At 60.9% G+C, this 13,992-nt stretch carries 16 protein-coding genes; 11 read left to right on the forward strand and 5 right to left on the reverse strand.

Going from position 1 to position 13,992, the window contains the following annotated elements; all coding sequences use genetic code 11:
- Nucleotides 1-16: 16 nt before the first annotated feature.
- From NE851_RS04030 to NE851_RS04040, 3 genes are all read left to right on the forward strand, one after another.
- Nucleotides 17-1,852 carry an ABC transporter ATP-binding protein gene (locus NE851_RS04030; protein WP_097544058.1) on the forward strand — a complete coding sequence of 612 codons (1,836 nt, stop codon included), beginning with the start codon at nt 17-19 and terminating at the stop codon, nt 1,850-1,852.
- A gap of 125 nt (nt 1,853-1,977) precedes the next feature.
- A complete protein-coding gene (locus tag NE851_RS04035; protein ID WP_047613020.1) occupies nt 1,978-2,796 on the forward strand; it encodes a bifunctional allantoicase/(S)-ureidoglycine aminohydrolase in 819 nt (272 codons plus the stop codon).
- Between the two features lie 19 nt (nt 2,797-2,815).
- Complete coding sequence (locus NE851_RS04040; RefSeq protein ID WP_047614931.1) at nt 2,816-3,349, forward strand: GNAT family N-acetyltransferase; 534 nt, start codon at nt 2,816-2,818, stop codon at nt 3,347-3,349.
- A gap of 79 nt (nt 3,350-3,428) precedes the next feature.
- Here NE851_RS04040 and NE851_RS04045 read toward each other — a convergent pair whose 3' ends face one another.
- Complete coding sequence (locus NE851_RS04045; RefSeq protein ID WP_049809800.1) at nt 3,429-4,346, reverse strand: LysR family transcriptional regulator; 918 nt, start codon at nt 4,344-4,346, stop codon at nt 3,429-3,431.
- Nucleotides 4,347-4,471: 125 nt separating this feature from the next.
- On the opposite strand from NE851_RS04045, the gene NE851_RS04050 reads away from it, so the two are divergent.
- The 6 genes from NE851_RS04050 (at nt 4,472) to NE851_RS04075 (ending at nt 10,330) form a co-directional block, all read left to right on the forward strand.
- On the forward strand, nt 4,472-5,260 hold the full coding sequence (locus tag NE851_RS04050) for a transporter substrate-binding domain-containing protein (RefSeq protein ID WP_097544055.1): 789 nt from the start codon (nt 4,472-4,474) through the stop codon (nt 5,258-5,260).
- Nucleotides 5,261-5,332: 72 nt separating this feature from the next.
- Entirely contained in the window at nt 5,333-6,043 is a 711-nt protein-coding gene (locus NE851_RS04055) for an ABC transporter permease (RefSeq protein WP_097544054.1), read from the forward strand.
- A 3-nt stretch (nt 6,044-6,046) separates the two neighbouring features.
- Nucleotides 6,047-6,736: an ABC transporter permease gene (locus tag NE851_RS04060; RefSeq protein ID WP_254955469.1), complete on the forward strand. Its 690-nt coding sequence runs from the start codon at nt 6,047-6,049 to the stop codon at nt 6,734-6,736.
- 1 nt (nt 6,737) lies between these two features.
- On the forward strand, nt 6,738-7,703 hold the full coding sequence (gene speB / locus NE851_RS04065; protein ID WP_080759870.1) for an agmatinase: 966 nt from the start codon (nt 6,738-6,740) through the stop codon (nt 7,701-7,703).
- A gap of 1 nt (nt 7,704) precedes the next feature.
- Entirely contained in the window at nt 7,705-9,201 is a 1,497-nt protein-coding gene (locus NE851_RS04070; RefSeq protein WP_063476067.1) for a M81 family metallopeptidase, read from the forward strand.
- On the forward strand, nt 9,194-10,330 hold the full coding sequence (locus NE851_RS04075; RefSeq protein ID WP_063476068.1) for an NAD(P)/FAD-dependent oxidoreductase: 1,137 nt from the start codon (nt 9,194-9,196) through the stop codon (nt 10,328-10,330). Before NE851_RS04070 ends, NE851_RS04075 begins: the two co-directional genes overlap by 8 nt.
- Before the next feature lie 12 nt (nt 10,331-10,342).
- Here the strand turns inward: NE851_RS04075 and NE851_RS04080 are convergent, their stop codons facing one another.
- The 3 genes from NE851_RS04080 to mug all read right to left on the reverse strand — a co-directional run bounded on the left by NE851_RS04080 (nt 10,343) and on the right by mug (nt 12,112).
- Nucleotides 10,343-10,561: a hypothetical protein gene (locus NE851_RS04080; protein ID WP_047613034.1), complete on the reverse strand. Its 219-nt coding sequence runs from the start codon at nt 10,559-10,561 to the stop codon at nt 10,343-10,345.
- A 60-nt stretch (nt 10,562-10,621) separates the two neighbouring features.
- Nucleotides 10,622-11,467, reverse strand: coding sequence for a pirin family protein (locus NE851_RS04085; protein WP_097544051.1), 846 nt, complete (start codon nt 11,465-11,467; stop codon nt 10,622-10,624).
- Nucleotides 11,468-11,557: 90 nt separating this feature from the next.
- On the reverse strand, nt 11,558-12,112 hold the full coding sequence (gene mug, locus NE851_RS04090) for a G/U mismatch-specific DNA glycosylase (protein ID WP_063476069.1): 555 nt from the start codon (nt 12,110-12,112) through the stop codon (nt 11,558-11,560).
- Between the two features lie 181 nt (nt 12,113-12,293).
- On the opposite strand from mug, the gene NE851_RS04095 reads away from it, so the two are divergent.
- Nucleotides 12,294-12,779 (forward strand): DMT family transporter, encoded by a 486-nt coding sequence (locus NE851_RS04095; RefSeq protein WP_097544049.1) that lies wholly within the window; start codon nt 12,294-12,296, stop codon nt 12,777-12,779.
- On the forward strand, nt 12,776-13,216 hold the full coding sequence (locus NE851_RS04100; RefSeq protein ID WP_047613040.1) for a DMT family transporter: 441 nt from the start codon (nt 12,776-12,778) through the stop codon (nt 13,214-13,216). Before NE851_RS04095 ends, NE851_RS04100 begins: the two co-directional genes overlap by 4 nt.
- 40 nt (nt 13,217-13,256) lie before the next feature.
- On the opposite strand, the gene NE851_RS04105 is transcribed toward NE851_RS04100, so the two are convergent.
- Nucleotides 13,257-13,715, reverse strand: coding sequence for a helix-turn-helix domain-containing protein (locus NE851_RS04105; protein ID WP_047613041.1), 459 nt, complete (start codon nt 13,713-13,715; stop codon nt 13,257-13,259).
- Nucleotides 13,716-13,992: the final 277 nt, after the last annotated feature.

Below are 13,992 nucleotides of genomic sequence, written 5' to 3' on the forward strand. Positions count from 1 at the left end.
CCGTAGAGGAGCAGACATGGCCAACGTCCAAGCGCAACCGATCCAGACGACGACCGACGTTCTTGCCGTCGACAGGCTGACGACGTCCTTTCTGGTGGATGGCGTCTGGAAACCGGTCGTGCGCGACGTCTCCTTCACCGTGGCGCCGGGCGAGACGGTGGCGATCGTCGGCGAATCCGGCTCGGGCAAGAGCGTCACCTCGCTCTCCATCATGCGGCTGCTGCAGGCGGAGACGAGCCGCGTCGAGGGCCGCGTCATGCTCGGCGGACGCGACCTCCTGGCTTTGCCGGAAAATGCCATGCGTCAGGTGCGCGGCAATGAAGTGGCGATGATCTTCCAGGAGCCGATGACATCGCTCAATCCGCTCTTCACCATCGGCGATCAGATTTCCGAGGCGCTGCTCTGCCATTCCGATATGAGCAAGACGGACGCCAAAGCCGAGACCATCCGGCTGCTGGAAAAGGTCCGCATTCCCTCGGCCGCCTCGCGCTTCGGCGAATATCCGCATCGTTTCTCCGGCGGCATGCGCCAGCGGGTGATGATCGCCATGGCGCTCGCCAGCCGGCCGAAACTGTTGATCGCCGACGAGCCGACGACCGCGCTCGACGTAACGATCCAGGGTCAGATCCTCGATCTCATCAAGATGCTGCAGGACGAGGAGGGGACCTCGGTTCTGTTCATCACCCATGACATGGGCGTCGTCGCCGAGATCGCCGACAGGACGGTGGTGATGTATCGCGGCGAACAGGTCGAAAGCGGCGCCACCGCCGATATCTTCCACCGCGGCAAACACCCCTATACCCGGGCGCTGCTATCCGCCGTGCCGGTGCTTGGCTCGATGCAAGGCAGGCAAAGGCCCCTGCGCTTTCCGGTGGTCAACACGGCAACGGGAGAATCGGACGTTCCCGCCGAGGCCGCCGATACCGTCGCTGCAAGGCCGGTCCTTGAGGTGAAGAACCTCACCAAGCGCTTCGACATTCATACCGGCCTGTTCGGCCGGCTGACCAGCCGGGTGCACGCGGTCGAAAACGTCTCCTTCGATCTTCACGCCGGCGAGACGTTGTCCCTCGTCGGTGAATCCGGCTGCGGCAAATCGACGACCGGCCGCGCCATCATGCGTCTCATCGAACCGCAGGCCGGTTCCGTCCTCGTCGAGGGCAGGGAGGTGCTCGGCCTCGACAAAAAGGATCTGCGCGAGATGCGCAAATCCGTGCAGATGATCTTCCAGGATCCCTTTGCCAGCCTCAATCCGCGCATGACAGTCGGTGCTGCGATCGCCGAACCCTACCTCGAACATAAGATGGGCAATGCGAAACAGGCAAAGGACGTCGTCGCTGATCTGCTGATGAAGGTCGGTCTGTCGGCGGATATGGCCGCGCGCTATCCGCATGAGTTTTCCGGCGGCCAACGCCAGCGCATCTGCATCGCCCGCGCGCTCGCCTTGCGGCCGAAGGTCATCGTCGCCGACGAAAGCGTCTCGGCGCTCGACGTCTCGATCAAGGCGCAGGTCATCAACCTGATGCTCGATTTGCAGCAGAGCCTGAACCTCGCCTTCCTGTTCATCTCGCACGACATGGCGGTCGTCGAACGCGTCAGCCACCGGGTGGCGGTGATGTATCTCGGCGAGATTGTCGAGATCGGCCCACGGGCCGCGGTCTTTGAAAATCCGCAGCATCCATATACGAAAATGCTCATTGCGGCGGTGCCCGTGCCCGATCCCGACCGCCGCCATGAAAAGCGGATGGTGGCGAATGACGAGATCAAGAGCCCGATGCGCCCGGTCGACTATCAGCCGGCGAACGCCTCCTATCGTGAGGTCGGGCCGGGTCATCTGGTGATGGCCGACCGGTAGGCTATAGCGCCGCGCGCTTTTCGAGACCCGAGCTCGGACGGCGCGGCTCGACCCATTGGGAGTTGCCTAACGCGGCAACGGCGCATAAAGCAGATGCACAATCAAAAGCCGCGAAGCCTGGACCGATGAACAGAGATTATTATTCCAAACTCGGCGGACTGCCGCCGCAAACCGAGCTGCTTTCCAGCAAGGCCGTCTTCACCACAGCCTATGCAGTCATTCCGCGCAGCGTCATGACCGACATCGTCACCAGCGTCCTTCCCCATTGGACGGGGACGCGGGCATGGGTTCTCTCCCGGCCGCTCTCCGGCTTCTCCGAGACCTTTTCGCAATATGTGATGGAGGTCCAGCCGGGCGGCGGAAGCGATCGGCCGGAGCCCGACAAGCGGGCCGAAGCGGTTCTGTTCGTCGTCGAGGGCGACATCACGGTGGAACTCGACGGCGTCAGCCATGCGCTTCGCAGCGGCTCGTTCGCCTATCTTCCGGCAGGTTCAGTCTGGCGCCTGAAAAACGACGGTTCGACCGCGGCAAAATTCCACTGGATTCGAAAGGCCTTTCAGGAGGTCGACGGGCTGGAACCGCCGCCGGCGATCTTCACGCATGAGGACGAGCACGCCATCTCGGCAATGCCCGACACCGATGGCCGCTGGGGAACGACCCGGTTCATCGATCCGGCCGATGTCCGCTACGACATGCACGTGAATATCGTGACGTTGGAGCCGGGTGCCGTGATCCCCTTCATGGAAACCCATGTCATGGAGCACGGTCTCTATGTGCTGGAAGGCAAGGCGGTCTATCGCCTGAACCAGGATTGGGTCGAGGTCGAGGCCGGCGACTTCATGTGGTTGCGCTCCTTCTGCCCGCAGGCATGTTACGCCGGCGGCCCCGGCCGGTTCCGCTACCTGCTCTACAAGGACGTCAACCGTCATATGACGCTCTGGTAGGATCTGTCGCGGAGGGGCGATGAGGCTCGAAAGCGAACGACTGATCTTGAGACCCTGGCGGCAGCAGGATCGTAAACCCTTTGCTGCGATCAACGCCGAACCCGACGTCGTCCGATATCTCAATCCTCTGACAGATGAACAGTCGGATGCGATGCTCGACCGCATCGACCGTCACTTCGAGGATCATGGCTGGGGCTTCTGGGCGCTGGAGGAGAAGGCAGGCGGCGCGTTGATCGGCCTCTGCGGCCTCAACAACGTTTCGCCGGCTTTGCCGTTTGCCCCGGCAGTCGAAATCGGCTGGCGGCTTTCAGCGTCGCGGCACGGCGCCGGATATGCGCGCGAAGCAGCGGAACGGTCTCTCGACTTTGCCTTCAACGATCTGAAACTTGACCGCATCGTCAGCTTCACGGTGCCCGCAAACAGCAATTCCTGGGGTTTGATGAGGCGATTGGGAATGAACCGGATCGGTGACTTCGATCATCCCAATTTGGCCGAAGGGCATCCGTTGCGCCCTCACGTGCTCTACGAACTGCGATCACCAAACGTTATTTGAAAGCGGATATCAGGGCTCGTGCCGGCCGACTATGGAGCATGATAATTCATGGCTGTAACGATATATTGCAAAGCATAGCTCAGAGTCCGAAATCGATCTTCGAAAGCTCCTTCAGGAACAACGTCTCGGGCACCGAGAGCCCGATTTGCGGATTGGTGACGACATAGGCCGATGCGCAGGGCTCGTCCCGATAGGGCGGCAGGCGCCACAACTTTCCCTGGTCGACATACGGTTCGGCGAGATGCAGCGGCAGGAAGCCTATTCCGAGGCCGCATTCGATCATCCGCCGTATCTCGCTGACATAGCTCGACTGACCCCGTACCCGTTGACCGATCGAGGCGCTGGCGCGGTAGGCGGTGACATCGCCCATATGCGTGCCGCCGAGCACATCTGCGGTGAAGCCGATAAATGGTTCGGCACGCAGTTGTGCGACGGTCAGGTCCCTGCGGCCAGCCAGCCGGTGGATTGCGCCGCAAAACAGGCCGAACCTCTCTCGCATCAACTCGCGGGAAGCCAGGAAATCCGGAATCACCCCGTCCGAGATACCGAAGGTACAATGGCCGAGTTCTACGGCACGGATGATGGCCGCCGTGGTGCTCACTGTGATTTCCAGATCCACGCCTGGATACCGTGCGAAGAAAGACGTCAGCGCACGATCCAAGGTCTCGTTCACCACTTGGTCGATCATGGCGATCTTCAACCTGCCGGACAACGCCGCCGGCGCCGCTTCGAAACCGACCGGCAAGCGGGAAATCGTCGCGAAAATCGATCGGACCTGTTCGAGCAGCATTTCGCCCGCGGGCGTTGGTATCAGGCCGGTACGACTGCGTTCCAGAAGCTTCGTGCCGGCCGTTTCCTCAAGCCGCTTGATCCCCTGGCTGATCGCCGGCTGGGTGCGGTGCATCACGTCGGCGGCCCGCGTCATGCTCCGTTCCTGCGCCACGATCATGAAAGTGTGCAGCAGGTTCCAGTCAAGTTGCCGGACGAAGTCGACCATCTGGCATGTCTCCATAAGCGAAATTTATTTCTAGAAGAAGAAATAAGAATTTTCAATATTCACCATCTTCCGGAATCCTGAACCGCCCTCGGAGCAAAGCCCGCACCCATCAACAGGAGACCGCCATGCGATATCTTAGAATCCTCGCCCTGATTGCCGCTGCTGCCGCGACCAATGCGGCGGCGGAAGACGGTGTCGTCCGAATGGGAACTGAGGGCTATTACCCACCGTTCGAGTATTTTGACAGCGCCGGCAATCTGAACGGCTTCGATATCGACATCGGCAACGCGCTCTGCGAGACAATGAAGGTGAAGTGCGAATGGGTGTCCACCGATTGGGATGGGATCATCCCGGCGCTGAATGCGAAGAAATTCGACGCCATCCTTTCCTCGATGGCGATCACCGCTGAACGCGCGAAGGTGATCAGTTTCACCGCTCCCTACTATTTCAACCCCGACCGCTTCGTCGCCTCCAAGGATTCGGGACTGAAGAGCGCGCTGCCAGCCGATTTGAAAGGGCTGGTGGTCGGCACCCAATCAGGCACGACCGAGGTCGCGATCCTCAAGCAATATTTCCCCGAAGCGGAGGTGAAGCTTTATCCCAAGCTCGACGACGCTCTGCTCGACCTCGACAATCAGAGGCTTGATCTGGTCCTGGCCAGCCAGTTCGTGCTGGCGGATTGGCTCGCCAAGGACAGCGGCGCCTGCTGTGATTTCGTCGGAGAGGCCTTCGGCGATGACGGCATGAAGGGCACGGGGATTGCCGTCCGCAAGGACGATCAGGCGCTGCTGAAGCGGCTGAACGACGCGCTGGCCGAGATCCAGGCCAACGGCACCTATGGCAAGATTCGCGCGCGCTACTTCAAATTCGACATCATGACACAACCGAAGCTCGCCGGCGAAATCTTCAAGTAGTCCGCAACCAGGTTGGACGCCACACAGTCAGCGTCCAGCCAGCCCCGCCAAGCAATCGGAAGATAATTCGCGATGGAGTTCATCTCACTGCTGTTATTCAGCGACGAGGGCTGGGGAGACGAGTTGCTGCGAGGCCTGAGTGTAACACTCGCACTCGCCTTCGCCACCGCTCCGCTGGCCCTGGTCCTATCCTTCCTGCTGGCTTGGGGCAAAAACGCCCGCAGTCCGATTGCCCGCTGGTTCGCGTTCGCCAGCACGACAGTCTTTCGCAGTCTGCCCGAGCTGTTGACCCTCGTCATCATCTACTACCAGCTCCAAGTGCTCATTGACTGGGTGGTGCATCTCGCTTTCCCGAACGCCAACATTTCACTCAATGCCTTTGCGGCTGGCGTGGTGGCGCTGACGCTCGTCTTCAGCGCACTCGGCAGCGAAGTCGTCCGTGCCGCCTATCAGGCGGTCGGCAGGGGACAGGCAGAGGCGGCGGCATCGCTGGGCCTGCACCGGAGACAGGCCTTCTTCCTGGTCGTCCTCCCCCAGATGTGGCGGCATTGCATTCCCGCTTTCGGCAATCTGTGGTTGATCCTTCTGAAGGATACGTCGCTGGTTTCGATCATAGCGGTGAACGACCTCGTCCGTTACACCAATATGGCGATCTCGACGACCAAGAAGCCGTTCTTCTTCTATACCGTGCTCGCCCTGATCTACGTCGCGCTTGCTTTGCTGTCGGGCATCGGTCAGGCGCTGTTGGAACGACGCACGGCTCCTCGCGGTAGGGGGCGTTAGAAGATGCTGACGCTTCTCACCGACAATCTCGCCCTATGGGCGCAAGGGCTTCAGAATACGGTTACGCTGACATTGCTGAGCGCGCTCATGGGCTTCAGCTTGGCGCTGCCACTCGCACTGGCCCGGCTCAGTCGCAACCGGACAATCTCCGGCGTGGCCTATGGATATATCTACCTCATGCGCGGCACGCCGCTGCTGGTTCAGGTTTTTCTGATCTATTATGGCCTTGGCTCCTTCAGCCGCGAACTGCGGGATATTGGCCTTTGGTGGTTCTTTCGCGATGCGTTCTATTGCGGCCTCCTCGCCTTCGCACTCAATTCCGCGGCCTATCAGGCGGAAATCTTGCGCGGCGGTATCCAGGCCGTGCCGCGAGGGACGATCGAGGCAGGGCGGGTGCTCGGCCCTTCGACCGTGCAGATTTTCCGCAAGATCGTGCTGCCGATCGCCACGGCACGGATGCTGCCGACCATCGGCAATGAACTGGTGCTGCTGCTCAAGGCCTCGGCCATCGTCAGCGTGATCACCGTGCCCGATATCATGGGCCAGGCGCGATCCCTTTACGCCCAGAGCTTCGACCTCACCGTCTTCTACGTGGCGGCGCTTAACTATCTGGCCGTCGTCCTCCTGATCGAAGCGCTCTGGCGCCGCCTCGAGGGTCGCAACCGATGGCTACATTTCGCAGGAACAGTTTGAAATGAAAATACAATCCAATCAGAGCATCTTCGGCCATGAAGGTGTGTTCCAGACCGTGCCCGGTCCGGACGGGACCCATGTGGAAATGCCTTATTCCGGCATCCGCACCTTCCTTCGGCGCCGTCCCAGCCTGGATTTCACCGGCGTCGATCTTGTCGTCTATGGCATTCCCTTCGATCTGGCGACCTCCGGCCGCTCGGGTGCACGCTTCGGCCCGTCCGCGCTACGCGAAGCCTCGACCCAGTTGGCCTGGGGCGAGGTCTGGCCCTGGGGTTTCGACCCCTTCGACCGGCTCTCGGTGGTGGACGCTGGCGACGTGCCGTTCCGGCGCGGGCAGCCACAAAAGATGCTGGAAAACGCGGTGGAATTCGCCCGCCGGATCGTCGAGGAGGGGGCCGGAACGGTCATGCTGGGCGGCGATCACAGCACCACTTTCACCGCCTTGAAGGCCCATGCCGAGCGGCACGGGAAGCTCGCCTATGTCCAGTTCGACGCCCACCGTGACACGCAGGCGAGCAAGGAATTCGACCATGGCACATTCGTGCATCATGCAATGTGCGATGGATTGATCGACCCCGCTCACGCAATCCAAATCGGCATCCGCACCCATTACGACCATACCGACTCGATCACCGTGCTCTACCGTGACTGGCTGCACGAACATGGTTGGCAGGGTGCCCTTGCTCGCCTGCGCGAAGTGGTGGGTGACAGGCCCACCTATCTGAGCATCGACATCGACTGCCTCGATCCTGCCTTTGCTCCCGGCACAGGCACCCCGGTCGTCGACGGACTGGCGCCGCACGAAATCCTCTCGATCCTGCGCCGGACGACGGATGTCAATTTCGTCGGGATGGACCTCGTCGAGGTGGCGCCACCCTATGATCCGACCGGCGTGACAGCGCTCCTGGGCGCCTCGCTGATCCTGGAATATATCTGCGCCCGCGCGGCAGGCCGGCAAGGAGTATAAGATGGGCTTTCGCGTCGCTCTGATCGAATTCTCTCACGAAGGAAACACCTTCACCATTCGCTCGACCCCGATCGAGGCCTTCCATGCCAGTCGCTATTTCCAAGGTGTCGAGATTGTCACGAAGATGCGCGGCACCAATTCCGAGATTGGCGGCGCCCTCGATCTGGCCGAGGCGAGGGGTTGGGAGGTTGTGCCGATTCTTGCCGCTCATGCTCAGCCGGGCGGCACGGTCACCGAAGCCGCGCGCCGCACGATTACCGCAGATGTCGTTCACGGCCTTGAAACGGCCGGGCCGATCGACGGGATTTTCGTCGCACTCCACGGCGCGATGGTCACCGAGACATCCGAGGATGGAGAGAGCCAGTTTCTCGCCGCCATCCGTTCGGTGGTAGGGGCCGATCTCCCGATTGCGGTGACGCTCGATCTGCATGCCAATATCTTCGATGCAATGGCAGGGCTTGCCGATATCGCGGTAAGCTTCAGGACCTATCCCCATATCGACATGCGCGAGCGCGGACGCGAGGCCTGCACGCTGCTTCATGCGGCAATGGCAGGCGAGACGGCGCCGCGCCTGCTCATCGCCCGGCCGCCGATGCTGGTCGGCTGTGACGACGGACGAACGACGCAGGACGGGCCGATGTGCCGGCTGCTGGAAGATGCAGCGCTGGAAATGATGACGCCGGGCATCCTCAACGTCTCCGTCAACGCCGGTTTCACCGATGCCGATGTCTGGGCGGCAGGCCCGAGCGTTCTCGTAAATTACGACGAAAAGATCGTCTCCGCCGTCACGGCTCAAGCAACTGCCGACAGGATCTGCGCGCGGATATGGGACTTCCGCGACGACTGGGCCCGGCCGATCCCTCTCTGGGAGTGTATCGCCCGGCTGAAGGCGCACAAATCCACCGACAAGCCGATCGTGGTGGCCGACTTCTCCGACAACCCGGGCTCAGGCGGCTATGGCGACAGCACGACATTGTTGGCTGCGCTGCTTGACGCAGGGCGGGGCAATATTGCTCTCGGTGTGCTCTACGACCCGCAAGCGGCTGACCTGCTGGCATCCGCAGGTGTCGGCGCAGAATGCACTGTATTGCTCGGCGGCAAGACGGATCCGAGCACGGGCGGTGGGCCGATCGAAGTCACTGGCACTGTTGCGGCCGTCTCCGATGGGGCCTTTACATTTGAAGGGCCGATGTTCACCGGCCTTCCCGGCACGCTCGGCCGCTCCGTTTCTTTCCGGGTCGGCGGGATAGAGGTGCTGATCGCATCTGAAAACCAACAGATGCTCGACGCCAACATCTTCCGCGCGCTCGGCATCGAACCGACGGCGAAGGCGGTCCTGGCGGTGAAATCCATGCATCATTTCCGCGGCGCCTTCGCCCCGCTCGCAAGTGAGATCCTGGTGACCGATGCCGGCGGATTATGCTCGCCGGATCTCACCCGCCGCAACTACCGCAATATTCGACGCCCAATTTTTCCACTGGATCCAATCAATGGCTGAACATTTTGACATTGCCATCATCGGCGGCGGCATCGTCGGCGCCGCACTGGCACATACCATCGGCAATCGCCGTTCGGTCGTGCTGCTGGAGCGGGAGGAGGCATGGGGCTATCATTCCACCGGCCGCTCGGCGGCGGAATTCTCGCTGCGCTTCCAGTCCGAAGGCGCGGGGCGGCTGATCCGGGCCAGCGCCGGATTTCTCCAGACGCCTCCGGATGGGTTCTGCGACCTGCCGCTCATCCGGCCGCGCGGAAACCTCTGCATTGCCCAGGCCGAGAAGGCCGGGCATCTCCATCACATCTTCGAAGTCGAGCGCAACAAAAGCGCGCCCATGGCCCGGCCGCTTCAATTGCTCACGGTTGCCGATGCGCTGGCGCTGGTCCCGTTTCTCGACCCCGACTGGGTCGCGGCTGCGCTCTATGACCCGGATTGCTGGGACATCGAGGTCGACAGCCTGCTGCAGTCCTATCTGAAATCGGCGCGACACGCCGGGGCCGACCTGCGCCGCAACGCCGAGGTGACGGGCGCCCGAATGGACGGATCGGCATGGCGGCTGGAGACGAACGGCGCCGATCTGCTGGCCACGACGGTGGTGAACGCGGCGGGCGGCTGGGCCGATCCCGTGGCGCTCCATTTCGGCGCGACGCCTCTCGGCCTAGTGCCTTATCGCCGAACCGCCATCACCGTGCCAGTTGAGGGCTACGATGTTTCGGCCATGCCCGAAGTCAACGAAATCGACGAGGATTTCTACTTCAAACCGGATGCAGGCCGGCTCCTGGTTAGTCCGGCGGATGAGACGCCGGTCGCCCCGCATGACGCTTGGCCGGAAGAATTGGATATCGCCCAGGCGGCGCAATATCTGAGCGACTGCACCAAGCTCGAAATCCATCGGATCTCCCATAGTTGGGCGGGCCTGCGCACCTTCGCACCGGACCGGCTGCCGGTCATCGGTGCCTCAAAGCGGGCGCCGGGCTTCTTTTGGCTGGCCGGGCTCGGCGGGTTCGGTATTCAAAGTTCGCCAGCGGTCGCTGCGCTCGCGTCGTCGCTGCTTCTGGAAACCCCGATTCCGGCAGCCCTCCGCCAGGAGGGGATCACTGCGGAAACTTTCTCGCCGATCCGCTTTGAATAATGGGCTTATCGGCTAAGTCGTTCGTCCAAGGGTGGAAAGTGCGTCCTGTAGCCTGAGTGCTGCCAGTGCCTCGGTTGCCTCCTCGGGAGGCCAGCCCGCTTCCAGCGCCGCAGCGAGGACCAGCGATTCGGTTTGCAGCTCAAGCTTCTCATAAAGCGGCTCGATGGCTTCGCGCGCTGTGACAACATGCTGGTCAGGCGGGGTGATGGGTGTCGCGGCAACCGTAGGCATGAAATGCTCCTCCTATTGAACGCTAAGGTTCGAAACCCGTTAGGGGCATCCTTGTTCCATTTATATCGCCTTTTCGGTGTTCGAGCGGCGATGCGAAAGATGACGACGCCACATCTGGCGGAATTTCCTCCATCGCAGGAACGCGCGAATGAGGATTGCCGGTGGGATCTTCTTGTGGTCGCCGACAGTTCCCTGCCTGGTGATCGCTGCGTTCGGATCGAGCAGAAACGCGACCAACATGCTTGCACTCTGCGCCTCTACTTCGAGCTTGTCATCCAATAAATGCAGCCCCTGCTCGCCTTCGGCGAATGTCTGCTTATCGACGACGACACAACCGCTGAAGACATAGAAATAGAGGTCTCGGCCTTGCTTGCGCGGAAATTCCACCCTTGCGCCCGCGTCCAGCCGCATATCGAAGACGTCGATCGTGCTGCGGACATAGAAGGGCGCGCCCTCCGCTTCCGGCCCGACCAGGTGTCGCCAGGTGTTTGCCGCGGCAACTGGCACCGGTCCGTGTTGGACCTTCGGTTCGAGGTCGATGGCGTGAGGGCGAATGAGGATTTGCAGCATCCGCAGAGGCGGATCGGATGCCAGCGTTTCTTCGGAATGCCAAAAGCTTGCTCCGGCATTCATCACCATGAGATGGTCGCGGTCGATCACCAGTCGGCCCGCAGCCTTGTCGTCGTGACGCATGACGCCTTCGGGCACCCAGGAAATGATCTCGTCGTTTCTATGCTCATGCATCGCGATCAGGCGACCGGGATCGAGGATGGATTCTGCGATCATGGCGAGGGGGCCATGGCCGTGATCGGTCGGCTTCGGCGTCAACCAGCCCGGCATATTGACGTGCGCGACGAAACCTCCCGCATCCCGCACCACGAAGGTTCGTTCGCCCTTGAGCAGCATCGCATCCTCCATGCAAGGCAATGATGACACCAGGCCATTAGCCATCTGCTGGAAGGGCGGGTCAGCGCATTCGTCCAGGCATTATGATGGCTAGAGCGTCGCTCTCAGCTCGAGATAGCGTTCGGTCAATGTCGTCAAGGTGAAGGCTCTGTTGAGGCCACTCGGATTTGGCAACAACCAGACGACGGCGCCGGCAAATTCCTCGGCTTGCCGACCCCATTCGACATTGGCTCGAAGACTGATTGCCGCATATGCCGCCTTTCCAAGAAAGGCCAGATTGGCCGGCGCAAACGTTCGTATCTTGCTTTCCAGAGCAGGTGCTGCGCTGAGGTAATCCTGCTTCTTAAGTTCGCCTGCGCTTTTCGTCGGGCGTGAAACCGCGGACGTCAGGCCACAGCCATATTGCAGCAACGCGCGCTCTTCATCTGCTCGCAGCAAGCGCGGCGTAAATCCAGCCAGATGCAAGACCCGCCAAAAACGGTTGCTCGGGTTCGAGAAATTATGCCCGTCGCGAACGGCGGACAGAGCCGGATTCAATCCGCAGAAAACCACGGAAAGGCCGGGCGCGAGGATTTCCGACAATCCGGTCCGTGGTATTGCAGGGTCGTCTGGACCATCGAGGTCCTCGGACGTGGCATCTGGCATTGTAAAACCATTGTTCGGATTAAATGGGTCGCGTCGATCGAAACGAGCTTCATCAGCGCCATCAAGGAGGGCCGATCCGACAGACACACGGTGCTAATCATCTTGCTGAAAATGCCGATGAATGGCCTTAGTGGCAATTTGAAAAATATCGGGCGCAATCGATTCTTTGACAGGATCCGCAATGACCACCGAAGCAGCGCGTAATTCGCATCCCATCTATTTCATCGGTGCTTTTGCCACGGGTGGGCTCTTGACGTTCATGGTGCACTTCAACGGGGAATTGGCCCATTATGGCAATCCCCTGTTCTCCTCCTGGACCGCTCATGGCACAGGCATCTTCGCAGCCGTCATTCTTCTCTTGCTGGTCCACCGCCGGCGCAGGCCGACGGTGGGAAAAGCCCCCAACGCGCCGTGGTGGGCTTACTTCGGTGGGATATCCGGCGCGGCAACGGTCATTCTGACCTCGACCGCGGTCAACTCGCCGCTCGGGCTCTCCGGCACTTTGGCTTTGGGTTTGGCAGGCCAGGTCGCCTTCAGCGTCGCGGCCGACAGTTGGGGACTGTTCGGTTTGCCGAAGCGGCGTCCGGATATGCGAGACATCGTAGCACTCGGCCTGGTCGTCACCGGGGGTGCCCTCATCATCCTGTTTGGACGAGGTGGAGCGTGACACTATTCATTCTCCTGGCGTGCCTCGGCGGCGCGCTCGTCGGTCTCAGCCGCCAGCTCAATGGGCGGTTGAGCATATCCACCACGCCGCTGATCGCATCCTTCTGGAATCATGCCATAGGCTTTGCCGTTCTCACATGCCTCGGTCTCTTCGTCGGGGGCCTGCTTCCTGCAGGCGCCGCCGAGGCGCCTTGGTATGCCTATCTGGGCGGCTCCATCGGTGTTGTTTTTGTGGCGGCGGGCAGTTGGGCGATTGCGCGCATAGGCGCGGTCAATTCGGCTCTGCTGATCATCGGTGGTCAGATGGTGACAGGCGTGGCGCTTGATTATATCAGCGCCGTTCCAACGTCGTTTTGGGCGAACGCGACCGGAATCGTCCTCATCGTCGGCGGCATGATGGTCAGCCGGAGGCGACGCAAAGGCGACGGCTCGCAATAGCCAAGCGCTTCATGCGGTTATTGCCTGCCGATACGCCCAGCTATTCTCCGAGCGGAAGAGTGACGTCCGCTATGGAGGCGCCCAATGTCACACCGTGACTTTCTGCCTGCGCCATCGCCTTCACCAATGCGATGACCGTTTCGCGGATATTGCGGTCGGCGATCTTCAGAAAGGCGCGATTGAGCACCAATCCTTCCTTCGTTCGCAGGAATTCGGCGACCGGATCGGAATTCGCCGACAGATCCAGCCCTTGCAGCGTCAACGGCTCGGAATTCTCCTGTTCGAAAAAGAAACTTACCGAGGTGTGGAGCACATCGGCGATCCGCTGCAGGCGGCTCGCGCCGATGCGGTTGATGCCCTTCTCGTATTTCTGAACCTGCTGAAAGGTTACGCCGATCTGCTCGGCAAGCCGTTCCTGGCTCATCCCGAGCAACTGCCGACGCATTCTTATGCGCGCTCCGACATAGCTGTCTATTGCATTCGGTGTCTTGACATTCATCGCGTGTTTTCAGCCTCGATCGCATTTTCAATCGGCGCAGCTGTAGTATTCCCCGCTTCGGTTTTCCATGGTTGTTTTCATATAGCGTACTCAATATGCGATGATCGCGACTGACTGTGATATGAAAGCCCCCGTCCGGAAAGACATAAAGCCACGCTGGAATCGGTCGACAAAAGGGCAAATCAAACAAAAGCCGTACCAATCCCGATGAAACTGGGCTGTGATTGCCGCCCGGCTTACGCTAAATGCAATTCAGCGACCGCCGCTCGATAGTCTT

Origin of the sequence: Rhizobium anhuiense bv. trifolii (assembly GCF_024346605.1) — a bacterium.
GTDB classification, from domain to species: domain Bacteria; phylum Pseudomonadota; class Alphaproteobacteria; order Rhizobiales; family Rhizobiaceae; genus Rhizobium; species Rhizobium anhuiense.